General features: G+C 52.4%; 23 protein-coding genes and 1 pseudogene. 14 read left to right on the forward strand and 10 right to left on the reverse strand.

Annotated features, from left to right (window positions below; all coding sequences use genetic code 11):
• Window positions 1–4: 4 nt before the first annotated feature.
• From ppk1 to purM, 3 genes are all read right to left on the reverse strand, one after another.
• Window positions 5–2,071: a polyphosphate kinase 1 gene (gene ppk1, locus G8S19_RS06185; RefSeq protein WP_101741994.1), complete on the reverse strand. Its 2,067-nt coding sequence runs from the start codon at window positions 2,069–2,071 to the stop codon at window positions 5–7.
• Window positions 2,072–2,285: 214 nt separating this feature from the next.
• Window positions 2,286–2,927, reverse strand: coding sequence for a phosphoribosylglycinamide formyltransferase (gene purN, locus G8S19_RS06190; RefSeq protein ID WP_253686321.1), 642 nt, complete (start codon window positions 2,925–2,927; stop codon window positions 2,286–2,288).
• Window positions 2,924–3,961, reverse strand: a complete 1,038-nt coding sequence (gene purM / locus G8S19_RS06195; RefSeq protein WP_253686323.1) for a phosphoribosylformylglycinamidine cyclo-ligase — start codon at window positions 3,959–3,961, stop codon at window positions 2,924–2,926. The genes purN and purM overlap by 4 nt, the downstream gene beginning before the upstream one ends.
• Window positions 3,962–4,381: 420 nt before the next feature.
• Here purM and G8S19_RS06200 point away from each other — a divergent pair, with 420 nt between their 5' ends.
• The 4 genes from G8S19_RS06200 (at window position 4,382) to G8S19_RS06215 (ending at window position 8,805) form a co-directional block, all read left to right on the forward strand.
• The gene (locus tag G8S19_RS06200; RefSeq protein WP_253686325.1) at window positions 4,382–5,812 is read left to right on the forward strand and encodes a 6-phospho-beta-glucosidase; all 1,431 of its coding nucleotides are present in this window, start codon (window positions 4,382–4,384) and stop codon (window positions 5,810–5,812) included.
• Window positions 5,813–5,995: 183 nt separating this feature from the next.
• Window positions 5,996–6,622 (forward strand): uracil phosphoribosyltransferase, encoded by a 627-nt coding sequence (gene upp, locus G8S19_RS06205; protein WP_003037929.1) that lies wholly within the window; start codon window positions 5,996–5,998, stop codon window positions 6,620–6,622.
• Between the two features lie 96 nt (window positions 6,623–6,718).
• Window positions 6,719–8,008, forward strand: coding sequence for a uracil permease (gene uraA / locus G8S19_RS06210; protein ID WP_003037932.1), 1,290 nt, complete (start codon window positions 6,719–6,721; stop codon window positions 8,006–8,008).
• 95 nt (window positions 8,009–8,103) lie between these two features.
• Window positions 8,104–8,805: a DnaA inactivator Hda gene (locus tag G8S19_RS06215; protein WP_211924219.1), complete on the forward strand. Its 702-nt coding sequence runs from the start codon at window positions 8,104–8,106 to the stop codon at window positions 8,803–8,805.
• A 34-nt stretch (window positions 8,806–8,839) separates the two neighbouring features.
• On the opposite strand, the gene arsC is transcribed toward G8S19_RS06215, so the two are convergent.
• Window positions 8,840–9,199: an arsenate reductase (glutaredoxin) gene (gene arsC, locus G8S19_RS06220; RefSeq protein ID WP_003037937.1), complete on the reverse strand. Its 360-nt coding sequence runs from the start codon at window positions 9,197–9,199 to the stop codon at window positions 8,840–8,842.
• Window positions 9,200–9,211: 12 nt separating this feature from the next.
• Complete coding sequence (gene bepA, locus G8S19_RS06225) at window positions 9,212–10,675, reverse strand: beta-barrel assembly-enhancing protease (protein ID WP_101741992.1); 1,464 nt, start codon at window positions 10,673–10,675, stop codon at window positions 9,212–9,214.
• A 226-nt stretch (window positions 10,676–10,901) separates the two neighbouring features.
• Between bepA and G8S19_RS06230 the strand changes: the two genes are divergently transcribed.
• From G8S19_RS06230 to iadA, 3 genes and pseudogenes are all read left to right on the forward strand, one after another.
• Window positions 10,902–11,966 carry an AI-2E family transporter gene (locus G8S19_RS06230; protein WP_005121878.1) on the forward strand — a complete coding sequence of 355 codons (1,065 nt, stop codon included), beginning with the start codon at window positions 10,902–10,904 and terminating at the stop codon, window positions 11,964–11,966.
• Between the two features lie 206 nt (window positions 11,967–12,172).
• Window positions 12,173–12,394 (forward strand): annotated as a pseudogene (locus G8S19_RS06235) (hypothetical protein); the annotation flags it as partial.
• Window positions 12,395–12,405: 11 nt separating this feature from the next.
• The gene (iadA, locus tag G8S19_RS06240) at window positions 12,406–13,569 is read left to right on the forward strand and encodes a beta-aspartyl-peptidase (protein ID WP_124021384.1); all 1,164 of its coding nucleotides are present in this window, start codon (window positions 12,406–12,408) and stop codon (window positions 13,567–13,569) included.
• 118 nt (window positions 13,570–13,687) lie between these two features.
• Here iadA and bcp read toward each other — a convergent pair whose 3' ends face one another.
• Both bcp and G8S19_RS06250 read right to left on the reverse strand, forming a co-directional pair.
• The gene (gene bcp / locus G8S19_RS06245) at window positions 13,688–14,158 is read right to left on the reverse strand and encodes a thioredoxin-dependent thiol peroxidase (protein ID WP_048210945.1); all 471 of its coding nucleotides are present in this window, start codon (window positions 14,156–14,158) and stop codon (window positions 13,688–13,690) included.
• Window positions 14,158–14,730 carry a glycine cleavage system transcriptional repressor gene (locus G8S19_RS06250; RefSeq protein ID WP_197081302.1) on the reverse strand — a complete coding sequence of 191 codons (573 nt, stop codon included), beginning with the start codon at window positions 14,728–14,730 and terminating at the stop codon, window positions 14,158–14,160. Before G8S19_RS06250 ends, bcp begins: the two co-directional genes overlap by 1 nt.
• Window positions 14,731–14,875: 145 nt before the next feature.
• On the opposite strand from G8S19_RS06250, the gene dapA reads away from it, so the two are divergent.
• From dapA to ypfH, 6 genes are all read left to right on the forward strand, one after another.
• Complete coding sequence (gene dapA / locus G8S19_RS06255) at window positions 14,876–15,754, forward strand: 4-hydroxy-tetrahydrodipicolinate synthase (protein WP_005121885.1); 879 nt, start codon at window positions 14,876–14,878, stop codon at window positions 15,752–15,754.
• 16 nt (window positions 15,755–15,770) lie between these two features.
• Entirely contained in the window at window positions 15,771–16,805 is a 1,035-nt protein-coding gene (gene bamC, locus G8S19_RS06260) for an outer membrane protein assembly factor BamC (protein WP_048210947.1), read from the forward strand.
• Between the two features lie 111 nt (window positions 16,806–16,916).
• Window positions 16,917–17,630, forward strand: a complete 714-nt coding sequence (gene purC / locus G8S19_RS06265) for a phosphoribosylaminoimidazolesuccinocarboxamide synthase (RefSeq protein ID WP_003835086.1) — start codon at window positions 16,917–16,919, stop codon at window positions 17,628–17,630.
• Window positions 17,631–17,758: 128 nt separating this feature from the next.
• The gene (locus G8S19_RS06270; RefSeq protein ID WP_253686327.1) at window positions 17,759–18,625 is read left to right on the forward strand and encodes a neutral zinc metallopeptidase; all 867 of its coding nucleotides are present in this window, start codon (window positions 17,759–17,761) and stop codon (window positions 18,623–18,625) included.
• Between the two features lie 15 nt (window positions 18,626–18,640).
• Window positions 18,641–20,656, forward strand: coding sequence for a tRNA(Met) cytidine acetyltransferase TmcA (locus G8S19_RS06275; RefSeq protein WP_253686329.1), 2,016 nt, complete (start codon window positions 18,641–18,643; stop codon window positions 20,654–20,656).
• Between the two features lie 73 nt (window positions 20,657–20,729).
• Entirely contained in the window at window positions 20,730–21,428 is a 699-nt protein-coding gene (gene ypfH, locus G8S19_RS06280) for an esterase (protein WP_253686331.1), read from the forward strand.
• 92 nt (window positions 21,429–21,520) lie between these two features.
• Here the strand turns inward: ypfH and G8S19_RS06285 are convergent, their stop codons facing one another.
• From G8S19_RS06285 to G8S19_RS06295, 3 genes are read right to left on the reverse strand one after another with little or no spacing between them, the layout of a single operon-like run.
• On the reverse strand, window positions 21,521–21,721 hold the full coding sequence (locus G8S19_RS06285) for a YpfN family protein (RefSeq protein WP_003835080.1): 201 nt from the start codon (window positions 21,719–21,721) through the stop codon (window positions 21,521–21,523).
• A 27-nt stretch (window positions 21,722–21,748) separates the two neighbouring features.
• On the reverse strand, window positions 21,749–22,876 hold the full coding sequence (dapE, locus tag G8S19_RS06290; RefSeq protein WP_061068318.1) for a succinyl-diaminopimelate desuccinylase: 1,128 nt from the start codon (window positions 22,874–22,876) through the stop codon (window positions 21,749–21,751).
• Window positions 22,877–22,879: 3 nt separating this feature from the next.
• Window positions 22,880–23,236, reverse strand: coding sequence for an ArsC family reductase (locus tag G8S19_RS06295; RefSeq protein ID WP_115601680.1), 357 nt, complete (start codon window positions 23,234–23,236; stop codon window positions 22,880–22,882).
• 388 nt (window positions 23,237–23,624) lie between these two features.
• Here G8S19_RS06295 and ypfM point away from each other — a divergent pair, with 388 nt between their 5' ends.
• Window positions 23,625–23,684, forward strand: a complete 60-nt coding sequence (gene ypfM / locus G8S19_RS06300; protein ID WP_001386977.1) for a protein YpfM — start codon at window positions 23,625–23,627, stop codon at window positions 23,682–23,684.
• Window positions 23,685–23,728: the final 44 nt, after the last annotated feature.

The following is a 23,728-nucleotide window of genomic DNA, read 5'->3' on the forward strand; positions in this document are numbered from 1 at the left end:
AGAGTTAGTCAGGTTGCTCGAGTGATTTGATGTAGTCGTAAATCGCTAATTGTGACTGAACCTTACGGCGGTTTCCGCGCGGTACGTAGCGATTACTCAGTTCTTTATCAATAAAGCGGGCTTTCACCGTGTCGCTGAACAGGATATCGATAATATCCAGCACGCGCTGCTTAAGGCGTGGGTCAAGAAGCGGTGTGGCAACTTCAATTCGATAATCGATGTTCCTGGTCATCCAGTCAGCAGAGGAGAGATACACCTGCTTATCGCCCCCGTTCTCGAAGATATAGACCCGGTCATGTTCGAGATAGCGGTCAACAATGCTGATGACGCGAATATTGTCACTGATGCCTTCCAGATTCGGGATCAGTGAGCACATACCGCGGATCAATAAATTAACGGGGACACCTGAACATGAAGCCGCATACAGGCGGTCAACCAGCCCTTTATCGACCAGATTATTCAGCTTCAGGGTAATGCCAGAAGGCAACCCTTGCTGTGCATTAGCGATCTCTTTGTCGATCATGCTGTACAGCAGGCGCCGTGAGTTCTGCGGGGAGACCAGCAGATAATCGAACGTTACCGGGCGATACGGGTTTTCGATGAAGTTAAACACCCGACGGACTTCGTTGGTAATGCGTGAATCGGCGGTCAGCAACGAGTAGTCGGTATACAGACGCGCTGTTTTTTCGTTGAAGTTCCCGGTGCCGATATGTGCATAGCGCACGACGTCATCGCCTTCTTTACGCGAAATCAGGAACAGTTTGGCGTGAATTTTCAGGCCTGGTGCGGAGAAGATGACGTGAACGCCCGCTTCGGTCAAACGCTTGGCCCAATGAATGTTGGCTTCTTCATCAAAGCGCGCCTGCAGTTCCACCACCACGGTCACTTTTTTACCGTTATGCGCAGCATGGATCATCGAGTCGATGATGCGCGAATCTTTTGCCACACGGTAAATGTTGATTTTTATCGCCAGCACACTCGGGTCGAATGAGGCCTGGCGCAGCAGTTCAAGAACGTGTTCAAAGGTGTGATACGGATAATAAAGCAACACATCGCGTTCACGTACGGCATCAAAGCCGTTACGAAACTTCTCTTTATCGAACCAGATATGGCGCAGACGCGGCAGGGGTTTGTTCACCAGGTTAGCTTTGCCAACGTTGGGAAAGTTAATAAAGTCTTTGAAGTTATGATAACGCCCGCCGGGGACAATGGAGTCGTAGCGAGAGATCGTCAGCTTTTCACGCAGTACTTCAACCAGCGCATTGGGCATATCGCGCTGATAAACAAAACGTACAGGCTCTGCGGTCAGACGCTGTTTCAGGCTGGATGACATCAGTTCCATCAGGCTCGATTCCATCTCGTGCACCAAATCGTATTCGGCATCACGGGTCATTTTCATCGAATAGGCGTTCAGCGCATCGTAATCAAAGAAACCTTTGAAAATGTCGTCAAGGCAGTAACGTAAGATGTTGTCCAGCAGGATCATCGGTTTGCGGCGACGCGGGGTTTCCGGCGGCAGATTCACAAAACGGGGAACCTTGTCAGAAGGGATTTCCAGCAACGCGTAGCGGATTGTATCGCCGCGGATAATTTCCACCGCCAGATAGGTGTAGTCATCTTTCAGAAACTGGACTAAATCCGTCTCGCGGTTAATCAGGATCGGCGTAATGTGCTGACGCAGATATTGCTTGAAGTAGTGGCGTAACCAGCTCTGTTGATTGGCTGATAGCTGACGTTCGTTGATGAGGAAAATCTGGTTGCGCGCCATCTCCAGCAGCAGCTCGTTGTACAGGCCGTCAAATTCCTGATCGGCTTTTAATACCCGAGCCTGGATTTTGCCTAACAGATGGCGGGAGTGAGAGTTTGAACCCTGTTCTTCGCTAATAATGATTCGGCGCTTCAGTTCGGCAAAACGCACCTTGTAAAATTCGTCGAGGTTGTTGGAATAGATGCCTAAGAAACGCATCCGTTCGATCAACGGGTTTGACTTATCAGCAGCTTCCTGGAGTACGCGTTCGTTGAACGCTAACCAGCTGAGTTCTTTCTCGATGTATAGCTTTTCCTGACCCATTACCACTTTTACTCCGTTTCATTCACGGGACACTACCGGTTAATTATGGCGAGCATTGCTCTCAGATGTCCAACTGTGCCAGAAAAATATGACAATAAACCGTCTGATAGCAAAGAGAAAGGGGGAGCGTAGATGAATACCGGAGATGTTAACCGGAAAAGGTATTTATGCCTGTAGACCGGAGGGTGAGATCCGGTTTACAGGTTGGATTTTATTATTCGTCGGCGGCGTAGCCTTGTGGCGGCAGACGAACGCCATCCAGCCATGCAGCGTTATCACGCATCTTCAGACGGCCATCGGTAAACCAGCTTACCACCAACGGGTAAATGGTATGTTCCTGGGCCTGAACCCGCGCCGTGACGTCATCTTCGCTATCGCCTTCAAATACCGGAACCTTGGCCTGGAGAATAACCGGTCCGCCGTCCAGTTCATCAGTGACGAAGTGGACGGAGGTACCATGCTCTTCATCGCCATTTTCCAGTACCTGGCGGTGCGTATGCAAGCCAGGGTACTTCGGCAATAAAGACGGGTGGATATTCAGCAATCGTTCAGCATAGTGAGCGACAAACGCCGGGCTGAGGATGCGCATATAACCGGCCAGCACCACGACATCCGGCGCCCAGGCGTCAATTTCTTGCATCAGTTGGCGGTCGAAGGCTTCGCGACTGGCAAACTGGGTGGCTTCCAGCGAGTACGCTGGAATATTCGCTTCGCGTGCGCGTTCAAGGCCGAACGCATCGGCCTTGTTACTGAAAACTGCACGTATGGTGCCATTGATTTTTTTCTGTTCGCAGGCGTCAATTATCGCCTGCAAATTGCTTCCGTTACCGGAAATGAGCACCACAATGTTTTTCATTCAATGACCACACGCTGTTCGGAATCAGAAGCTTTGATGGTACCGATTTTCCATGCGTTTTCACCTTTCTCATTGAGCAAAGCCAGGGCTTTGTCCACTTCCGGAGCTGGCAGGGCGATAACCATGCCTACGCCGCAGTTAAAGGTGCGATACATCTCATGCTGGCTGACGTTACCTGCCGTTTGCAGCCAGTTGAAGACGGCTGGCCACTGCCATGAAGATTCGTCGATCACGGCCTGCGTGTTGTCTGGCAGAACGCGAGGAATATTTTCCCAGAAGCCGCCGCCAGTCAGGTGCGCGATGGCATGCACATCAACCTTCTCGATCAGTTCCAGAATGGATTTTACGTAAATGCGGGTCGGAGCCAGCAAGTGATCGGCCAGCGACTTGCCTTCAAGCTCGGTGGTTTCCGGGTCACAACCGCTGACTTCAACGATTTTACGCACCAGAGAGTAACCGTTGGAGTGTGGACCGCTGGAGCCGAGCGCAATCAGTACGTCGCCGTCAGCCACTTTAGAACCGTCGATAATTTCTGATTTTTCGACGACGCCAACGCAGAAACCTGCCACGTCGTAATCTTCGCCGTGGTACATCCCCGGCATTTCAGCTGTTTCCCCACCGACCAGCGCACAGCCAGACTGCAGGCAGCCTTCTGCAATCCCGTTAATGACGCTGGCTGCGGTGTCCACATCCAGTTTGCCGGTTGCATAGTAGTCGAGGAAGAACAGCGGCTCAGCGCCCTGAACCACGAGGTCGTTGACGCACATTGCGACGAGGTCAATGCCGATAGTGTCGTGGCGTTTCAGATCCATCGCCAGACGCAGTTTTGTACCAACACCATCAGTGCCGGAAACCAGTACCGGTTCACGATATTTTTGCGGCAATGCGCACAGCGCACCGAAGCCACCCAGACCACCCATAACTTCCGGACGACGCGTTTTCTTTACTACGCCTTTGATTCGATCAACCAGAGCATTACCTGCATCAATATCAACACCGGCATCTTTGTAGCTAAGAGAGGTTTTATCGGTCACTGCCTGCTTCCCCACATGTTTACTTGCAGTAAAAGTTAAATTCGGCGCAATTCTAACAGGGAAAGCAAACGTTTGCGAGCCTGCTCTGCATCAAGTTTTATCTGCTGGTTTTTTCAGCATTTTACAATCATTTATCTATTTGTTTGAACTGTGCCACGAAAATGAAACCGGGTACAGTCTTGTGCTTGAAACCTGCCAGCCGAATGCACAGTATCGTACTGAAACCGGTTTCTGTTTTCTGTTGCGGAGCTCATTTATACCCTAAATAATTCGAGTTGCAGGAAGGCGGCGACGCAGCGAATCTCCAGGAGCGTACATAAGTACGTGACTGGAGTGAGCGAGAAAAGCCAACGCACATGCAGCTTGAAGTATGACGGGTATAGAGCGTTTTGCGCAGACTCATCACGATAGGGGAAGGGGATGTCAGGATTTAAAGCAGATTTCATGTGGGGTGGCGCTGTCGCCGCTCATCAACTGGAAGGTGGCTGGCAGGAGGGCGGTAAAGGCATTAGCGTTGCTGATGTCATGACTGCGGGGGCGCACGGCGTGGCGCGTGAAATTACTGACGGTGTGATTGCCGGTAAAAACTACCCTAACCACGATGCCATCGATTTTTATCATCGCTATAAAGACGACATAAAGCTGTTTGCCGAAATGGGGTTTAAATGCTTTCGTACTTCTATTGCCTGGACGCGGATTTTCCCTTTAGGTGATGAAGCGCAACCTAATGAAGCTGGCCTGCAGTTCTATGATGACCTGTTTGACGAATGCCTGAAATATGGCATTGAGCCGGTGATTACGTTGTCGCACTTCGAGATGCCCTACCATCTGGTGACGGAATATGGCGGCTGGCGCAACCGTAAACTTATCGACTTTTTTGTCCGTTTTGCCCGGGTGGTTTTCACTCGTTACCAGTACAAAGTGAAGTACTGGATGACGTTTAATGAGATTAACAATCAGGCAAATTATCACGAAGACTTCGCGCCGTTCACTAACTCTGGCTTGAAATATCTGCCTGGTGAAGACCGCGAGCCGGTCATGTACCAGGCGGCGCACTACGAGCTGGTGGCCAGCGCGCTGGCGGTAAAGGTCGCTCGTGAAATTAACCCGGCGCTGCAAATTGGCTGCATGATTGCGATGTGCCCAATTTATCCGCTGACCTGTGTGCCGAACGACATGATGATGGCGATGAACGCTATGCACCGGCGTTACTGGTTTACTGACGTCCATGTGCGCGGCAAATACCCGCAGCATCTTCTCAATTACTTTACCCGTCGTGGCTTTGAACTGGATATCACCGAGGAAGACCGTCAGGCGCTGACCGAGGGCTGCGTTGATTACATCGGCTTTAGCTATTATATGTCTTTCGCGACCCAGGCAACGGCGGACAACCCACAGCTGGATTACGACGAGTCGAAAAGCCTGGTTTCCAACCCGTATGTGCAGAAATCGGACTGGGGCTGGCAGATTGATCCGGTTGGCCTGCGCTATTCGCTGAACTGGTTCTGGGATCATTATCAGTTGCCGCTGTTTATTGTAGAAAATGGCTTTGGCGCGATTGACGTGCAGCAGGCTGACGGCTCGGTGGATGATTCCTATCGTATTGACTATATGGTCGCACATATCCGCGAAATGAAAAAAGCGGTGGTGGAAGATGGCGTGGATCTGATGGGCTATACCCCGTGGGGCTGTATTGATTTAGTCTCAGCCGGGACGGGGGAGATGAAAAAACGCTACGGCTTTATCTATGTTGATAAAAATAATGACGGGAGTGGGACATTAGCACGCTCGCCGAAGAAATCTTTTTCCTGGTATAGAAACGCCATCCAGATCAATGCTGAAAATCTATAAAATTCATAATGTTGATAATAAGCTCCGCACTCAAAGCGGGGCTTGTTTTATACTCATCATCCGGACGCAAACGATTTTGGTTGATCCATATCAAGCGTATGCAGTGTTGCGCCAGAGACGAAAAGCGGTATAATCCGGCGATTTTTTTTGTGGTTGCCACTCGTCTGAGGAAAGGAGAAGAGTATGAAGATCGTGGAAGTCAAACACCCACTCGTCAAACACAAGCTGGGACTGATGCGTGAAAACGACATCAGCACTAAACGCTTTCGTGAACTCGCCTCGGAAGTTGGCAGCCTGCTGACTTATGAAGCAACCGCTGGTCTGGAAACCGAAAAGGTGACCATCGAAGGCTGGAACGGTCCGGTTGAAGTTGACCAAATCAAAGGTAAAAAAATCACCGTTGTGCCAATCCTGCGTGCGGGCCTGGGCATGATGGAAGGCGTACTGGAAAACGTTCCGAGCGCGCGTATCAGCGTGGTGGGGATGTACCGTAACGAAGAGACGCTGGAGCCGGTTCCGTACTTCCAGAAGCTGGTTTCTAACATCGATGAGCGTATGGCGCTGATCGTTGACCCGATGCTGGCAACCGGCGGTTCCGTTATCGCTACCATCGACCTGCTGAAAAAAGCAGGCTGCAGCAGCATTAAAGTCCTGGTGCTGGTTGCAGCGCCGGAAGGTATCGCGGCGCTGGAAAAAGCGCACCCGGATGTTGAGCTGTACACTGCCTCCATCGATCAGGGACTGAACGAGCACGGATACATTATTCCGGGGCTCGGCGATGCCGGCGATAAGATTTTTGGTACCAAGTAAACGAATAAGTGAAAAGAAGCCGACTTTAAGAGTCGGCTTTTTTTTGAATAAAACAACCCAATCGCTAATAACAAACAACACTCAGAGGAAAACACTATGACGCGCCGTGCTATCGGGGTGAGTGAAAGACCGCCGCTTTTACAGACAATCCCGCTTAGTTTGCAGCACCTGTTCGCCATGTTTGGCGCAACGGTACTGGTGCCAGTCCTGTTTCATATCAACCCAGCTACCGTTCTGCTGTTTAACGGCATTGGTACGTTACTGTATCTCTTTATTTGTAAAGGAAAAATTCCGGCTTACCTCGGTTCAAGCTTTGCGTTCATTTCCCCGGTTCTGCTGCTGCTGCCGCTAGGGTATGAAGTGGCGCTGGGCGGTTTCATTATGTGTGGCATCCTGTTCTGCCTGGTTTCGTTCATCGTTAAGAAAGCCGGTACTGGCTGGCTGGATGTGATGTTCCCGCCTGCGGCGATGGGCGCAATCGTTGCCGTCATCGGTCTGGAGCTGGCGGGTGTCGCTGCGGGTATGGCGGGATTACTGCCTGCTGAAGGACAAGCGCCAGACTCAACAACCATCATCATCTCAATGGTGACGCTGGCGGTGACGGTATTTGGTTCCGTACTGTTCCGTGGCTTTATGGCGATTATCCCGATTTTGATTGGGGTGCTGGCCGGGTACGCGCTCTCCTTTGTGATGGGCGTCGTGGACACTACGCCGATAGCGCAGGCCCACTGGTTTGCTCTGCCAACGTTTTACACGCCGCGCTTTGAATGGGTCGCTATTCTGACCATTCTGCCTGCGGCGCTGGTGGTGATTGCTGAACACGTCGGCCACCTGGTGGTAACGGCGAATATCGTGAAAAAAGATTTGATTCGCGATCCTGGCCTGCATCGTTCTATGTTTGCTAACGGCCTGTCGACGGTGATCTCCGGCTTCTTCGGTTCGACGCCTAACACCACCTACGGCGAAAACATCGGCGTCATGGCGATTACCCGCGTTTACAGTACCTGGGTTATTGGCGGCGCGGCGATTTTCGCCATTCTGCTCTCCTGCGTGGGTAAACTGGCTGCGGCGATCCAAATTATTCCACTGCCGGTCATGGGCGGTGTATCTCTGCTGCTGTACGGCGTGATTGGCGCTTCCGGTATTCGCGTACTGATCGAGTCAAAAGTTGACTACAACAAAGCACAGAACCTGATCCTGACCTCGGTCATTTTGATCATCGGCGTCAGCGGCGCGAAAGTTCACATCGGTGCTGCTGAGCTGAAAGGCATGGCGCTGGCGACCATTGTGGGTGTCTGTCTGAGTCTGATTTTCAAAGTTATCAGCCTGCTGCGTCCGGAAGAAGTGGTGCTCGACGCCAAAGATGCCGACACTGAGCAACAGTAAACCTTTGACCGGGCGGCGATGCTGCCCGGTTCTATCGCGACGTATTTCTGTGTTAAACTCAACGCGATTTTATGAAATCCTGGGTTGAGGTATCTCTGAACACACCGGCACAGCTCTCTTTGCCACTTTATCTTCCTGACGACGAAACTTTCGCAAGTTTCTGGCCGGGGGATAACTCCTCTTTACTGGCTGCACTGCAAAACGTGCTGCGTCAGGAACATAGCGGGTATATTTATCTCTGGTCGCGTGAAGGCGCTGGCCGTAGTCATTTGCTGCATGCAGCCTGTGCGGAACTGTCCGCGCGCGGCGATGCGGTAGGCTACGTACCGCTCGACAAACGCACCTGGTTCGTCCCCGAGGTGCTCGACGGGATGGAGCATTTATCGCTGGTATGCATCGATAACATCGAATGTGTGGCCGGTGATTCGCTGTGGGAAATGGCGATCTTTGATCTCTACAACCGTATCCTGGAGTCGGGGAAAACACGCCTGCTGATCACCGGCGATCGCCCGCCAAGACAGCTAAATCTGGGATTGCCGGATCTCGCCTCGCGTCTGGACTGGGGACAAATCTACAAGCTACAGCCGCTTTCTGATGAAGATAAACTGCAGGCGTTGCAATTACGCGCCAGGCTACGTGGGTTTGAACTGCCGGAAGATGTGGGACGCTTCCTGCTTAAGCGTCTGGATCGGGAAATGCGTACGCTGTTTATGACGCTGGATCAGCTTGATCACGCATCGATCACCGCCCAGCGAAAGCTGACCATTCCGTTCGTAAAAGAAATTCTGAAGCTGTAAGCGCCGCAGCCGGAAAACTGCGGCAGTCTTAAGATTAACCGACGATTTCCAGTACCTGCTCCGGCGGACGTCCAATTCGCGCCTGGCCTTTGGCAACCACAATTGGACGCTCCATCAGTTTCGGGTTTTCCACCATTGCCTGAATCAGTGCATCTTCACTCAGATTTTTGTCCGCCAGGTTAAGCGATTTATAGAGATCTTCTTTCTGGCGCATCAGCTCACGCGCGCTGGACATACCCAGCATCTGCAGAAGTTCACGCAGAGTCGCGGCGTCAGCCGGGGTTTCCAGATACAGCACCACTTCCGGGTCCACGCCGTTGGACTTCAGTAATTCCAGCGTTTCACGGCTCTTGGAGCAGCGTGGGTTATGGTAGATTTTAATCGCGTCTGACATTTTTCTTTCCTGTTACATCTTGGTGTACGGTTTAAAGCGCTCTTGCAGCTGGCGTAGCTGGTCGATACGGGCATCGTATCTGGCCTGCTGCTGGCTGCCCAGTTTCACCTGAGAGCTTGCGCTGCTGAGCATTGAAATCGCCTGATCCAGACGTCCGGCGAGGGCATACCCTTCTGCGCGCGCCGCCAGCTCCTGATCGCGGTTATTCAGGTTGGCTTCCGTTTGCGCTAACAAATCCCAGCCGTTAGGGTCGTCCTTATGGTTAAACGTATAGCGATTCAGGATGGTCGCCGCCTCTTTGGCTTGTCCACCCTGTAAATACGCATTCGCCAGGTTGAGCTGCAGTACCGGGTTAGTGCGCAGGTCGCGGGCGTTTTTCAGGCGGTTAATGGCATCACTGGTTTTCTTCTGGCCGAGATCGATATCCGTTGCCAGGTCGAGATACCAGGCATTATTTGGATCTGCCGCGAGCAGCGGCTGTAGCGCTTTACGTGCTTCGTCATATTTGCTGGCTTCCATCGCCTGTAATGCCCGGCCATACTGGGCTGCACGTTGTTCACGTACGTTGCCTTTCGACCAGTTATCCAGTAGATCGCTGGTTAACTGGTTGCGACCCGAGTTGTACATGCCTAAGGTTCGCGCCTTGGCCAGATAAAAATCTTCCGACGATTGGACGACCACCGGACGCATCTGGTTGGCGCGGTTACGGGCATCCGCCAGACGGCTTTCAGGCAGGGGGTGAGTCAGCAAAATTTCCGGCGGACGCGAAGAGTAACGAGCCTGATCGAGCAGTTTTTCGAGGAACGTTGGCATGGCCTGAGGATCAAAGCCCGAACGTTGCAGTACCTGAATACCGATGCGGTCTGCTTCCTGTTCATTTTGTTGCGTAAAGCTAATCATCCCCTGGCGAGTACCCGCCAGCGTACCGGTTAACGCCGCCATCCCTGCCTGCGGGCTGGCCATTGCTAATAAAATCGAGCCTAATGCGCCAACCCATGTCAGCGGTGCGCTGCGTTTCTGATCTTCCATCGCGCGCGCCAGGTGGCGCTGCGTGACGTGGGAGATTTCGTGCGCCATGACCGATGCTAACTGGCTTTCGTTATCGGAATAGCGGAATAGCGCGGAGTGCAAAACAACGTTGCCGCCAAAGAAAGCAAAGGCGTTGATTTCATCGTTGTTAATCAAAAAGAAGGTGAAGGGCGTTTTTACCGAGTCGGCGTGCGAAACCAGACGCATACCCAGAGAATTAATGTATTGGGTCAGCAGTGGATCGTTAATTAATGGCGCACTACCGCGCAACTGGCGTACGTAATAATCGCCCATCTGCATTTCCTGTCCTATGGAAAGCGTACTCCCTGCCGAGGTTCCCATATCAGGCAGGGTGTCCGCGGTGTCTGCAAATGCGGGCGCGACCTGACCGATGGTCAGTGCGGCAATGAGGGTAGCAACCAGGTTTTTTTTCAACTGCCTGAACATAACCTCTGTCCTGTATTCTTTTTTGAGATAGCCATTTGACCAATGCCGTGAAGTATCGTTCACACTCCGCAAGCTTACGGAGTGTAACTGTGAAACCTGACGATGAACACCCAGGAAAAATGTCTTTTCACTTTGCGTAATCAGTCATAAAAAGCGAAGTCTTTTTTGTGACATTTCGATACAATTCGGGATCGCAATCCCGCTATTGAGGTTCAGGGAAGGTTTTATGCTCGAAATGTTGACGCAATGGTATCGCCGCCGCTTTAGCGACCCAGAGGCTATTGCCTTGCTGATTATTCTGGTTGCCGGTTTTGGCATCCTGTTCTTCTTTAGTGGTCTGTTGGCGCCGCTGCTGGTCGCGATTGTGCTGGCTTATCTGCTGGAATGGCCTACCGCCCGGCTGGAAAATATCGGTTGCTCGCGGCGCTGGGCGACGTCAATTGTGCTGGTGGTGTTTGTCGGTATTTTACTGCTGATGGCGTTTGTGGTGATGCCCGTTGCATGGCAGCAGGGGATCTATCTGATCCGCGACATGCCCGGCATGCTTAATAAATTGTCTGATTTTGCCGCCACCTTGCCTCGGCGTTATCCGGCGCTGATGGATGCGGGCATCATTGATGCGATGGCGGAAAATATGCGCTCGCGAATGCTCACCATGGGCGATTCAGTGGTGAAATATTCGCTGGCTTCTCTGGTTGGGTTGTTGACGCTGGCGGTCTATCTGGTGCTTGTCCCACTGATGGTATTCTTTTTGGTGAAGGATAAAAGCCAGATGTTGAATGCTGTGCGCCGGGTGCTGCCGCGAAATCGTGGACTGGCAGGACAGGTCTGGAAAGAAATGAACCAGCAAATCACCAACTATATCCGCGGTAAAGTACTGGAGATGGTGGTGGTCGGTGTTGCAACCTGGCTGGGCTTCCTGATGTTTGGCCTTAACTACTCTCTGCTGCTGGCGGTGCTGGTCGGGTTCTCTGTGCTGATCCCGTATATCGGCGCTTTTGTGGTGACGATTCCGGTGGTTGGCGTGGCGCTGTTTCAGTTCGGGCTTGGCACCGAGTTCTGGAGCTGTTTTGCCGTGTACCTGATAATCCAGGCGCTGGACGGCAATCTGCTGGTTCCCGTACTCTTCTCCGAAGCCGTAAATTTGCATCCGCTGGTCATTATTCTCTCAGTCGTAATATTCGGTGGCCTGTGGGGATTCTGGGGCGTTTTCTTTGCCATTCCGCTGGCGACGCTAATCAAAGCCGTGGTGCATGCCTGGCCGGATGGTCAGACGGTTGACGATCGCTAATCCGTCAGTTCCGACGGCATAACGCCGTCGGAACTGAACTTATCTGACTTCTATCCACACTTTCTGAGTAATTTCCTCCGGTATCGTTTTTCTCCGTGTTTGTCTTTAATTTGGTCCTCCTGATGTTTTTTTCGTTACGCAAGGAATAAGACCAGCAGGAGAATTAAATGGGCCACAACACACACGCGCAACAAAAAGTGGGATGGGGCGGCGTCGGCGTTTGTGCCAGTCTGGTTGTTGCTGGTACGCTTTCGGGACATGATGCGACTGTATTGCTACCGGCTATCTACCTGATGGGCAATCCGGTGCAAAATGTGGGACGCTGCCTGGGAACTGCGGGGGGCCATCCCCGTTACTACCCGCTGATTATTGCGGTATGCGTCATTAATGCGCTGCTCTCTATTTGGGTTATGCAGGTAATTGCCTGACAAGGAAGGTTATGAACTGTTCCATTCTTAATTTGACGTTGTTCCGGCAGGGACACGTGTACGCGCCGGAAGATTTAGGGCGACAGGATATACTGGTCTCCGGCAGTAAAATTGTCGCCATCGCCCCGTCTATCGCAGCAGAAGATTTTCCCGGTTGTGAGTGCATCAACCTTGATGGGGCAATTGTTTGTCCCGGCTTTATCGATCAGCACGTCCATCTGATTGGCGGTGGCGGAGAGGCAGGGCCACATACCCGCACGCCGGAAGTGCGCTTGTCACGACTGGTGGAAGCTGGCGTCACCTCGGTGGTGGGATTGCTGGGTACCGATGGCATCACCCGTCACCCGGAATCGCTGCTGGCGAAAACACGTGCGCTGGAGTTTGAAGGCATCAGCGCATGGATGCTGACCGGGGCTTATTCTCTGCCATCGCCGACCATCACCGGCAGTATCGATCGCGACGTGGCGCTGATCGATAAAGTCATTGGCGTGAAATGTGCGGTTTCGGACCATCGTTCCTCCGCCCCGGACACCTCGGCGCTGGCGAACATGGCGGCGCAGTCGCGGGTAGGTGGATTGTTAGGGCGCAAACCGGGGGTAAGCGTTTTCCACATGGGTGACAGCCCGCGCATGCTGGAGCCGTTGTACAACATCCTCGAGTGCTGTGATGTCCCGATTACCAAACTGTTGCCAACGCATGTTAATCGTGCGGAACCGCTGTTCCAGGCGGCGCTGGAGTATGCCCGCCAGGGCGGTTATATCGATATCACCAGCAGCATTGATGAGCCTGTTGATCCGGCAATGGCGATTGCTACAGCGTTGCGCCAGAACGTGCCACTGTCGCGCATTACCCTGAGCTCGGATGGCAACGGCAGCCAGCCGGAATTTGATGAGTTAGGTAATCTCACCGGTATCGGTGTCGCGGGGTTTGAATCACTGGCGGAAACGGTGCGCCAGTTGGTGAAAGTTCATGCCATACCGCTGGAACAGGCGCTGTGTCCGCTGACGCGTACGGTCGCAGAATTTTTGGGACTAGAGCATAAAGGGCGTTTGGCGGTGGGATGCGATGCGGACATTCTGGTGCTGAACGACGCGCTGGAAGTGAATTACCTTTGGGCAAAGGGGAAAGCCATGGTGAAAGAGAAGCAAGCGTGTGTAAAAGGAACGTTTGAATAAACGACCTTTATGCCGGGGGGCGGCTACGCCTTACCCGGCCTACAAGTTTCGCAATATTAATAAGCTGCGTAGGCCTGATAAGCGAAGCGCCATCAGGCTTTTTCCAGCAAAACGTAAATCAGGCGTTCTCTTTCAGCCAGTTCAGTACCACGTCGTGGTGATTGCTGGTTTTGAAATCATCAAACACATGTTCAATTTTGCCTTCGGCATCAATAAGGAAGCTGATGCGGTGGATGCCATCGTAGGTCTTACCCATAAATGACTTTTCACCCCAGACGCCAAATTGCTCGCAAACCTGATGATCTTCATCAGACAGGAGCGTGAAGTTAAGCACTTCTTTCTCCGCAAATCGGGAAAGCTTCTCTGGTTTATCGGTGCTTATCCCCAGCACTTCAACACCGGCTTTTTTTAACTGATCCATGTTATCGCGCAAGCCACAGGCCTGTACGGTACAGCCGGGCGTCATGGCTTTCGGGTAGAAATAAACCAGAACACGCTGTCCCTGGAAGTCGGTTAAATTTACTTGTTCTCCGTCTTGATCCGGCAAGCTAAATTTCGGTGCGATATCACCGGCTTTCAGTGGGTTCATTACTTAACTCCATCCTGTTCATCATGCTGTGAGTAATTGACGACGTTAATACTGCCTTGCGCATTGAGTTCTGTACAGAGTGCTTTAAACGCATCCTCAATATTTGCCGAATCATGTGACGCAGGACTATGTGCGGTAATTTGAATAAACAACTGTGCAGTCTTGCCGTTTTCAGCCGGCTGTGTGCGCGAAACCAGTTCCGCAATATTCATTTGATGGCTGTCAAAAAGGGCGGTAAAGCGCTCAATCAAATGAGGCGAGTCGGGGACATCGACCTGTACCCATACCGTGGCGGGCATCGCCGGACGGGGACGCGCGGTCGTACGCTTCATCACAATCAATAAATCCAGCTCTGCGCCTTTCAACGGCAAGGTTGATTCAATCAGGGTGATGGCATTCCAGGTTCCGGATAACAGCATGATAAACGTAAACTCGTCACCCAGCATGGCCAGTCGGCTGTCTTCGATATTACAGCCACAACTGCTGACATGACGGGTGATAGTGTTCACAATTCCCGGGCGATCAGCACCCAGCGCAGTAATGACCAGATAGTGTTGCGATGGCGATGTCAAACCTGTTCTTCCTTTGAGCGGTGAGGTAATCATAAGGAAAGCATAAAAAAAACATGCATACAACAATCAGAAGGGCTATGGTCGCTTGCTTTTATTGTCGTACCAAACGTACCATTGAGACACTTGTTTGCACAGAGGATGGCCCATGTTCACGGGAAGTATTGTCGCGCTTATTACGCCGATGGATGAGAAAGGTAAAGTCTGCCGGTCGAGCCTGAAAAAACTGATTGATTATCATGTCGCCAGCGGCACCTCGGCGATCGTTTCGGTTGGCACCACCGGTGAGTCCGCTACCCTGAGTCATGATGAACATGGCGATGTGGTAATGATGACGCTGGAGCTGGCCGATGGGCGTATTCCGGTTATTGCCGGAACGGGCGCCAATGCGACCGCAGAAGGCATTAGTCTGACGCAGCGTTTTAACGACAGCGGTGTTGTCGGCTGCCTGACGGTGACGCCTTACTACAACCGCCCAACTCAGGAAGGTTTGTTCCAGCATTTCAAAGCCATCGCGGAACATACTGACCTGCCGCAAATTCTGTATAATGTGCCGTCCCGTACTGGCTGCGATATGCTGCCGGAAACCGTGGGTCGCCTGGCGAAGGTAAAAAATATTGTCGCTATCAAAGAGGCCACAGGGAACTTAAGTCGTGTTCACCAGATCAAAGAGCTGGTTTCAGACGATTTTATTCTGCTTAGCGGTGATGATGCGACCGGACTGGACTTCATGCAGCTTGGTGGTCATGGCGTGATTTCCGTAACGGCTAACGTTGCGGCACGCGATATGGCCGAAATGTGCAAACTGGCGGCAGAAGGGCATTTTGCCGAGGCGCGGGTGATCAACCAACGTCTGATGCCGTTACACAACAAACTATTTGTCGAACCCAATCCTATCCCAGTGAAATGGGCATGTAAGGAGTTGGGACTTGTGGCGACCGATACGCTACGTTTGCCGATGACGCCAATCACGGACAATGCTCGTGATATCGTCAAAGCGGCGCTTAAGCATGCCGGTTTGCTGTAAAGTTTAGGGAGATTTGATGGCTTACTCAGTACAAAAGTCGCGCCTGGCCAAGGTTGCGGGTGTTTCGCTTGTTATGTTGCTCGCGGCCTGTAGTTCTGACTCGCGCTATAAGCGCCAGGTGAGCGGTGATGAATCCTATCTGGAGGCCGCACCGCTTGCTGAGCTTCACGCGCCAGCTGGGATGATTCTGCCGGTTATGACCGGCGACTATAACATCCCGGTAACCAACGGCAGCGGTGCCGTGGGTAAAGCGCTGGATATTCGCCCACCGGCTCAGCCATTAGCATTAGTTACTGGCGCCCGTACTCAGATCGCGGGCGATACAGCGACATTGTTGGTGGAAAATGGTCGTGGCAACACGCTGTGGCCGCAGGTCGTGAGCGTTGTTCAGTCTAAAAACTACACCATCGCCAAACGTGATGATGCCAGCCAGACGCTGACTACCGATTGGGTTGACTGGAACCGTCTGGATGAAGACGAACAGTACCGTGGGCGTTATCAAATCTCGGTTAAACCGCAGGGCTATCAGCAAGCGGTGACGGTGAAACTGATTAACCTCGAGCAGGCAGGTAAACCGGTAGCCGATGCGGCATCAATGCAGCGTTACAGCGCTGAGATGATGAACGTTATCTCTGCTGGCCTGGATAAGAACGCCACCGACGCCGCGAATGCCGCGCAGAACCGTTCTGCCGCGACAATGGACGTTCAGAGTGCTGCAGATGACACCGGTTTACCGATGCTGGTGGTACGTGGACCGTTCAACGTGGTATGGCAGCGTCTGCCGGCAGCGCTGGAAAAAGTGGGGATGAAAGTGACCGACAGCACCCGCTCTCAGGGCAGCATCGCTGTGACTTACAAACCACTGTCAGACAGTAACTGGCAGGAGCTGGGCGCGAGCGATCCGGGTTTGGTATCCGGCGACTACAAACTGCAGGTCGGTGATTTAGACAACCGCAGTAGTTTGCAGTTTATCGATCCTAAGGGGCATACCCTGACGCAAAGCCAGAACGACGCGCTGGTCGCCGTCTTCCAGGCAGCGTTCAGTAAGTAAAAATAAAGGGCTGGATAACTCCAGCCCTTTTTTTCTGATATGATACGCAAACGTGTGCGTCGGCAGAAAAACGCAATATTTATCGTTAATTCACACCCAGGAGTAATAAAGATGCAAAAGCAAGCTGAGTTGTATCGTGGTAAAGCGAAGACCGTATACAGCACGGAAAACCCGGACCTGTTGGTGCTCGAATTCCGCAATGATACGTCAGCAGGGGATGGCGCGCGCATTGAACAGTTTGACCGTAAAGGTATGGTGAATAACAAATTCAACCATTTCATTATGACCAAACTGCAAGAAGCAGGCATTCCTACCCAGATGGAGCGACTGCTATCCGATACTGAATGTCTGGTGAAAAAACTGGAGATGGTACCGGTTGAATGTGTGGTACGTAACCGCGCGGCAGGCTCACTGGTTAAGCGTTTAGGCGTTGAGGAAGGTATTGAACTGAATCCGCCGTTGTTTGATCTGTTCCTGAAAAACGATGCTATGCACGATCCAATGATTAACGATTCCTATTGCGAAACTTTTGGTTGGGTGAGCAAAGAGAATCTGGCACGTATGAAAGAGCTGACTTACAAAGCCAACGACGTGCTGAAAAAGATGTTTGATGATGCTGGTCTGATTCTGGTCGACTTCAAACTTGAGTTTGGCTTGTACAAAGGCGAAGTCGTGCTGGGCGACGAATTCTCACCGGACGGTAGCCGTCTGTGGGACAAAGAAACGCTGGATAAAATGGACAAAGATCGCTTCCGCCAGAGTCTGGGCGGCCTGATCGAAGCCTATGAAGCTGTCGCGCATCGTCTGGGTGTGAAGTTAGACTAACGCCCCCCTGAGCCGGCGATCGCTCTCCGGCTCATCAATCCCGCCGATTTTGATTACTGTTTCTTATGGTAATCCTGTTCCGAACCGCCTACGATCATCATCATAATGAATAAAAAGTTGAGGTGATTATGCGCTGGCAAGGGCGTCGTGAAAGTGACAATGTGGAAGACAGACGAAACAGCGCCGGCGGCGGCCCTTCTATGGGCGGACCGGGTTTTCGTTTGCCCAGTGGTAAAGGCGGTATCATCCTGCTGATTGTGGTGCTGGTGGCGGGCTATTATGGCGTGGATCTTACCGGATTAATGACCGGCCAACCTGTATCCCAACAGCAATCATCACACTCCATTAGCCCAAATGATGATGAAGCGGCAAAATTCACCTCGGTGATACTGGCAACGACCGAAGATACCTGGGGGCAGCAGTTTGAAAAAATGGGCCGGACCTACCAACAGCCGAAGCTGGTGATGTATCGTGGCGCGACGCGTACCGGCTGCGGTGCGGGCCAGTCCGTGATGGGGCCGTTTTATTGCCCGGCGGATGGTACGGTGTATATCGACCTCTCATTCTATGATGACATGAAAAACAAGCTGGGCGCTGATGGCGATTTTGCTCAGGGCTATGTCATTGCGCACGAAGTGGGCCACCACGTGCAGAAACTGCTGGGTATTGAACCGAAAGTTCGTCAGATGCAGCAAAATGCCTCTCAGGCCGAAGTGAATCGCCTTTCCGTTCGTATGGAGCTGCAGGCAGATTGCTTTGCCGGTGTCTGGGGACACAGTATGCAACAGCAGGGTGTACTTGAATCTGGCGATCTGGAAGAGGCGCTAAACGCCGCTCAGGCCATTGGTGATGATCGTTTGCAACAGCAGGGGCAAGGGCGCGTTGTGCCCGATAGTTTTACTCACGGCACCTCGCAGCAACGTTACACCTGGTTTAAACGCGGCTTTAACAGTGGCGATCCGGGACAATGTAATACCTTTGGCAAAGGCATTTAAGATATTGAGGCAGGGATGTCTGACAATGCAGCACTGAGTGCGCTCACTGAACGCATGGCCAGAGAAGGAATTCGTCGTCTGCTGGTCATCAGCGGCGAAGAAAACTGGTGCCAGGCGCAAGCGTTAGCGCTACGCAAAACATTGCCCGGTGACTGGCTGTGGGTAGGGGCAACAGCCCCCGCAGAGCCAGGTTGCACACCACAGGCGCTGCAAACGTTACTGGGGCGCGAGTTTCGTCACGCGGTTTTCGACGCCGGACAGGGATTTGACGCGGCGGCGTTTGCCGCACTCAGCGGCACGCTCCGCGCCGGGAGTTGGCTGGTGTTGCTGACCCCACCCTGGCAGGCCTGGCAAACGTCTCCGGACATGGATTCCCTGCGCTGGAGCGACTGCGCCGAACCTATCCCAACACCGCACTTTGTTGAACACTTCATGCGAGCAGTGACTCGTGAAGGGGAAACGTTGCACTGGCAACAGCATCAGGCGAAATCCTATCCGCACTTTCCTGTACGGGCAGACTGGCAGGCGGCAAACGGCGATCCCCTGCCGGAACAGGCGAAGATTTTACATCATTTGCTGGATATGCCTCCGGGTGTGGTTGCGGTGACCGCCGCGCGTGGCCGGGGTAAATCTGCGCTGGCAGGACAGTTGATTTCGCGCATGACGGGGACGGCTATCGTTACCGCTCCGGCGAAAGCGGCAACGGATGTACTGGCGCAATTTGCTGGGGAACGCTACTGCTTTATGGCCCCGGATGCGCTGTTAAGCAGTACTGCAACTGCAGACTGGCTGATCGTGGATGAAGCCGCCGCGATCCCCGCGCCGCTGCTACACCAACTGGTGGCGCGTTTTCCCCGAACAATGTTAACCACCACCGTTCAGGGCTATGAAGGAACTGGCAGAGGGTTTTTGTTGAAATTCTGCGCTCGCTTCCCCTATCTGCGGCGCTATGAACTGCAGCAGCCCATCAGGTGGGCTCTGGGGTGCCCGCTGGAAAAAATCGTCAGCGAGGCACTGGTGTTCGACGACGAAACCTTTTCGCATCCCCCTCAGGGCAATATCCACTTCTCTGCCTTTGAGTCGACCGCCTGGCATCGCAATCCGCATCTGCCTCTGGCGGTCTACCAACTGCTTTCCGGGGCGCATTACCGTACCTCTCCGCTGGACCTGCGACGCATGATGGATGCACCAGGTCAGCATTTTCTGCATGCTTCGGCTGCTGGCTCGGTCGCGGGAGCCGTCTGGTTGGTCGATGAAGGGGGATTATCCGCAGAATTAAGCCAGGCCGTTTGGGCAGGATATCGCCGGCCAAGAGGCAATCTGGTTGCGCAGTCACTGGCGGCGCATGGTGGTGACCCGTTGGCGGCGACGCTCGTCGGGAGACGAGTTAGTCGAATTGCGGTTCATCCCGCTCGCCAGCGGGAAGGTATCGGGCAACAGCTGATTATGCAGGCCCATCAGTATTCCTCGCAGTGTGACTATCTTTCCGTCAGTTTTGGTTATACGGCCGAATTGTGGCGTTTTTGGCAGCGATGCGGTTTTGTCATGGTGCGAATGGGGAATCATCGTGAAGCCAGCAGCGGGTGCTATACGGCAATGGCGTTGCTTCCCATCAGTGATGCCGGGCAGCGTCTGGCTGAGCGGGAGCATCAGCGATTGCGTCGCGATGCGGCGATCCTCGCACAATGGAATGATGAGTGTATCCCGGTCGTCCCACTGAAAGAGTCTACGCTTAATGATGATGACTGGGATGAGCTGGCAGGGTTTGCCTTCGCGCATCGGCCGTTACTCACCTCACTCGGTTGCTTAAGCCGTCTTCTCCAGCACTGTGAACAGCCTCTCCCGGCGCTGCGTGGGCGTTTACAGGAAAAATGCAGTGACGCAGAACTGTGCAAGTGGCTGAAGGTCTCGGGGCGCAAAGCATTGCTGCTGGTTCAGCGTGAGGAGGCGGCACAGGCGTTAGCGCAGTTGGATACCGAACGTCAGCAACGGTTACGTAATCGCATTATGCAATGGCAATTTTTTCACTAACTTCTTCAATTTCCTGGCATGGTCATTGCGGTTAAGCGGCGTAGAATAATTCTCATCAGTTAAGGAGATCGCCATGAAACATGACCATTTTGTTGTTCAAAGTCCCGATAAACCCGCTCAACAGCTACTGTTGCTGTTTCATGGCGTCGGCGATAACCCGGTTGCCATGGGCGAAATTGGTTCCTGGTTTGCACCACTGTTTCCGGACGCGCTGATTGTCAGTATTGGTGGCGCTGAGCCTTATAGCGCTGCCGGTGGGCGTCAATGGTTTTCTGTTCAGGGTGTAACAGAAGAGAACCGTCAGGCGCGTATTGATGCCATCATGCCGGTGTTTATCGAAACCGTTCGCTATTGGCAGAAACAGAGTGGTGTGTCACCTCAGGCCACCGCGCTGATTGGCTTTTCGCAAGGGGCGATTATGTCGCTTGAGAGCATCAAAGCCGAGCCAGGGCTGGCATCGCGGGTCATTGCCTTTAATGGTCGTTACGCCACCTTGCCGGAAGCCGCTACCACCACTACCACAGTGCATTTGATTCACGGCGGTGAAGATCGGGTGATTGAGTTATCTCATGCGGTTGCTGCGCAGGAAGCGTTAATTCGTGCAGGTGGGGATGTGACTCTGGATATCGTCGAAAATCTGGGGCACGCCATTGATGAGCACAGCATGCAGTTCGCGCTTGATCATCTGCGCTTTACCGTACCGAAGCACTACTTTGATGAAGCGCTGAGCGGTGGTAAGCCTCACGATGATGATGTGATTGAAATGATATAACGTGTAGGCCGGATAAGGCGAAGCCGCCATCCGGCATGACAGTCAGTGATAGTGCCGGATAGCAACGTGATATGTGTTATCCGGCTTACAAATTATTTCTTCGGCTGATCCTTATTCGGCCAATCGTCGTCATCGTCCCATTTATCGTTAAAATCACGATGCGGGGGAAGTTCCGGCTTATTGGCGAGAAACTTCTTGTGGTCGACACGCTTAAGATCTTTGATCACATTCAGCAGTACCCCCACCAGAAACACCAGCACTAAAATCCACCAATATTTTGCCAGCCAGTCCATGCTCATTTCCTCTTGCAGGAACACTCATCAGGCGACGAGTTGTTCCATGATACGTTGATACATACGGGCAAGCAGCTGCAGGTCGGCGGCATTGACGCATTCATTTATTTTATGAATGGTGGCATTGACCGGCCCAAGTTCCACCACCTGTGCCCCCATGCGGGCAATAAAGCGCCCGTCGGATGTCCCGCCTGTCGTCAGTAACTGCGGTTTAATCTCATTATAGTGCTCAATGGCGTTCACCACTGCATCCACCAGTTTACCGCGTTCGGTCAGGAACGGTTGACCGGAAAGCCACCAGTCTACTGTGTAACGCAGTTGGTGCTTGTCCAACAGTTCCAATACCCGCGACTTAATCATTTCGTCGTTTAATTCGGTGCTGAAACGGAAGTTGAACTGAATAAACAGTTCGCCAGGGATGACGTTGTTGCTGCCCGTGCCCGCCTGAATATTGGCAATCTGCATGCTGGTTGCCGGGAAGAACTCATTGCCTTGATCCCACTCAATCGCCACCAGCTCATTGAGCATTGGCGCAGCCCGGTGCACCGGGTTATCGGCCAGATGTGGGTAGGCTACGTGGCCCTGCACGCCATGAATGGTCAGGTTGCAGGTCAGTGAACCACGACGTCCATTTTTCACCACGTCACCGACGATTTCGGTGCTGGACGGCTCACCGACCAGGCAATAATCCAGCCGCTCATTACGCGCCATCAGCGTTTCAACCACCTTCACGGTGCCGTTTTTAGCGCTGGCTTCTTCGTCAGAGGTTATCAAAAACGCCAGACGACCCTGATGGTCTGGATGCTGTGCGACAAAACGCTCTGCGGCCACGACCATTGCCGCCAGCGAACCTTTCATATCGGCCGCACCGCGTCCGAACAGCATGCCGTCGCGAATGGTCGGTTCAAACGGCGGATTGATCCACCGATCAACATCGCCTGCGGGCACTACGTCGGTGTGACCGGCAAATGCCAGGGTCTCACCTTTTCCGCGCCATGCCCAAAAATTCTGTGTGTCACCAAAATCCATTCGCTCAACGGTAAAACCTACCGCACGCAGGCGTTCAATCATTAACGCCTGGCACCCGGCATCATCCGGGCTCAGAGATGGACGGCGAATAAGCTGCTGTGTCAGCTCAATAACCGGGCACGACATAGATTACACCTCATTAAAAAACTGCGTATAACTGGATTCGCTGAAACCAAGCAGCATAGGCTTACCCGGCGCGCAGAGCAATGGGCGTTTGATAATTGCAGGCATTTCAATCATCAATGAGGCGGCAGCAGTGGCATTAGTGATTTGATTACGCGTTGCTTCATCCAGTTTGCGCCAGGTGGTTCCCCGCGTATTGAGCAGCGCCTCCCAGCCTAACTCGTTGATAAAGGACTGTAACAGCGTGTTGTCCAGACCGTCGACACGATAATCATGGAAGCGGTAGTCAATACCCTGCGTTTCCAGCCAGCGTCGGGCCTTTTTAATTGTATCGCAATTCTTAATGCCGTAGAGGGTGATCATGTGAATCCTTATTAACGTATTTTGAATACTTATTCTTGTATTCTCGCGTTTCTGATAATACATATTGTCATTCATTCGTTATAGAAAAATATAACATTGTTGAACAACGGTGAATAATGATTCCTGAAAGTTCCAAAATTTCACGTCGATCGGTATTTCAGAATTAACCTGTTTGCATCAGTCTGTTTTTCCATCAAAATTGTCAAAGTCGTAGATTATGTGTGAATATTTCAAAATATTGCAGTGAGTCACATAAAATTTATGGGTATAGCGCATAGTGATGACATGACCCCAAGCACTGGAGGATGTAATCACAACCATCGGTTAAATTATCTTCTTTTAATGAGGATGATTTCGTAGAATGCTCATAATAATAAGAGAGGTTGTTATGATTGAACGTGAACTGGGGAACTGGAAAGACTTTATCGAAGTGATGCTTCGTAAATAATTTTCTGGAAGAAATTCATATCCTGCAAAGGATGAAAAAGGCGA

This window comes from Citrobacter sp. SX206 (assembly GCF_024181025.1).
Classification (GTDB): Bacteria; Pseudomonadota; Gammaproteobacteria; order Enterobacterales; family Enterobacteriaceae; genus Citrobacter; species Citrobacter youngae.

Bases quoted from the DNA above. Each gene is read 5' to 3' on its own strand.
- bcp (WP_048210945.1), bottom strand. From the start codon at position 14,158: ATGAACCCACTGAAAGCCGGTGATATCGCACCGAAATTTAGCTTGCCG.
- purN (WP_253686321.1), bottom strand. From the start codon at position 2,927: ATGAAAAACATTGTGGTGCTCATTTCCGGTAACGGAAGCAATTTGCAG.
- G8S19_RS06275 (WP_253686329.1), top strand. From the start codon at position 18,641: ATGTCTGACAATGCAGCACTGAGTGCGCTCACTGAACGCATGGCCAGA.
- ppk1 (WP_101741994.1), bottom strand. From the start codon at position 2,071: ATGGGTCAGGAAAAGCTATACATCGAGAAAGAACTCAGCTGGTTAGCG.
- upp (WP_003037929.1), top strand. From the start codon at position 5,996: ATGAAGATCGTGGAAGTCAAACACCCACTCGTCAAACACAAGCTGGGA.
- dapA (WP_005121885.1), top strand. From the start codon at position 14,876: ATGTTCACGGGAAGTATTGTCGCGCTTATTACGCCGATGGATGAGAAA.
- G8S19_RS06285 (WP_003835080.1), bottom strand. From the start codon at position 21,721: ATGGACTGGCTGGCAAAATATTGGTGGATTTTAGTGCTGGTGTTTCTG.
- G8S19_RS06230 (WP_005121878.1), top strand. From the start codon at position 10,902: ATGCTCGAAATGTTGACGCAATGGTATCGCCGCCGCTTTAGCGACCCA.
- G8S19_RS06270 (WP_253686327.1), top strand. From the start codon at position 17,759: ATGCGCTGGCAAGGGCGTCGTGAAAGTGACAATGTGGAAGACAGACGA.
- bamC (WP_048210947.1), top strand. From the start codon at position 15,771: ATGGCTTACTCAGTACAAAAGTCGCGCCTGGCCAAGGTTGCGGGTGTT.
- ypfH (WP_253686331.1), top strand. From the start codon at position 20,730: ATGAAACATGACCATTTTGTTGTTCAAAGTCCCGATAAACCCGCTCAA.
- G8S19_RS06295 (WP_115601680.1), bottom strand. From the start codon at position 23,236: ATGATCACCCTCTACGGCATTAAGAATTGCGATACAATTAAAAAGGCC.
- bepA (WP_101741992.1), bottom strand. From the start codon at position 10,675: ATGTTCAGGCAGTTGAAAAAAAACCTGGTTGCTACCCTCATTGCCGCA.
- uraA (WP_003037932.1), top strand. From the start codon at position 6,719: ATGACGCGCCGTGCTATCGGGGTGAGTGAAAGACCGCCGCTTTTACAG.
- iadA (WP_124021384.1), top strand. From the start codon at position 12,406: ATGAACTGTTCCATTCTTAATTTGACGTTGTTCCGGCAGGGACACGTG.
- dapE (WP_061068318.1), bottom strand. From the start codon at position 22,876: ATGTCGTGCCCGGTTATTGAGCTGACACAGCAGCTTATTCGCCGTCCA.
- G8S19_RS06200 (WP_253686325.1), top strand. From the start codon at position 4,382: ATGTCAGGATTTAAAGCAGATTTCATGTGGGGTGGCGCTGTCGCCGCT.
- purC (WP_003835086.1), top strand. From the start codon at position 16,917: ATGCAAAAGCAAGCTGAGTTGTATCGTGGTAAAGCGAAGACCGTATAC.
- arsC (WP_003037937.1), bottom strand. From the start codon at position 9,199: ATGTCAGACGCGATTAAAATCTACCATAACCCACGCTGCTCCAAGAGC.